Here is a 1189-nt window from a genome sequence, read left to right as displayed (position 1 = left end):
CGCCGAAGGACGCGGAGAGGGACTCGGACACGTGCTGGGCCACGGGGATGCCGACCATGGCCAGCAGGGTGAACGGCGTCATCGGCAGGGCCAGCGGGTCCACCGCGTGGTCGGCCTCGTGCGCGTCGGTGCCCTCGTCGAAGGAGTTCTGCACCTCGCCCATCATGCGCAGCAGGACGCGGTTGACCACGAACGCGGTGGCGTCGTGGACGAGCACGCCGGTCTTGCGCAGCCGGCGGGTCAGCTCGAACGCGGTGGCCACGACCTCGTCCGTCGTCGCCTCGGTCCGCACGATCTCCACGAGCGGCATGACCGCCACCGGGTTGAAGAAGTGGAAGCCCACGAGGCGCTCGGGATGCTCGAGGACCTCGGCCATGGCGGCCACGGACAGGCTCGAGGTGTTGGTCATCAGGATGGCGTCCTCACGCACGATGCCCTCGAGCTCGCGGAAGACGGTGCGCTTGACCTCGAGCTCCTCGAAGACGGCCTCGATGACGACGTCGGCGTCCGCGTACACCGCCTTGTCCGTGTCCGCGGTGATCAACCCGGCCAAGGCCTCTCCGTCCTCGGCGGAGAGCCGACCACGGGAGACCATCTTCTCGACCTGCGCGCGCACGCCCGCCAGGCCGCGCTCGACACGCTCGGCGTCGACGTCCGTCATGACGACGGGCACCCGCAGGTGCCGGGCGAAGACGAGGGCGAGCTGGCCGGCCATCAGGCCTGCACCGACGATGCCGACCTTGCGGACCTCGCGGGCGAGCTCGCGGCCCGGGTCGCCGGCGGGGCGCTTGGCGCGGCCCTGGACGAGGCCGAGGAACGCGTACACGGTGCGGCGGAACTCGGGGGAGTGCAGCAGGGTCCCGAGGGCGTCCGCCTCGGCCTGGGCGGACTCGGCGCGGGTGCGCGTGCGGGCGCCGGTGAACAGGTCCTCCAGGTGGCGGCGTGCCGGCAGGTGGCGTCCGGGGCGAGCGGCCTGCAGCCGCTCCAGCGCCGCCAGGGCGCGGTCCCAGGCGGCGTCGGACACGTCGCGGTCGCGGTGGGCGGCCAGTTCGGCCGCCACGGACTCGTCCCCCGTGACCAGGGCGCCGGCGAGCTCGAGGCCGGCGTCGAGGAGGTCCCCCTCGGCGATCCGGTCCATGAGGCCGAGCCCGTGCGCGGCGCGGGCGTCGAGCATGCGGTTGTCGTCGAG

Annotated in this window: 1 protein-coding gene; it reads right to left on the bottom strand. The window is 73.4% G+C overall.

The features are described from left to right. Positions 1-1189 (bottom strand): 3-hydroxyacyl-CoA dehydrogenase family protein (locus tag ACIP67_RS43390; RefSeq protein ID WP_401700266.1); only part of this gene is annotated, 1189 nt, incomplete at both ends.

The sequence above is a fragment of the Streptomyces sp. NPDC088812 genome (assembly GCF_044750285.1).
Lineage (GTDB): Bacteria > Actinomycetota > Actinomycetes > Streptomycetales > Streptomycetaceae > Streptomyces.
Note: the sequence above shows the minus strand (reverse complement) of the source record. Positions and strands in the feature narration are given on the sequence as shown.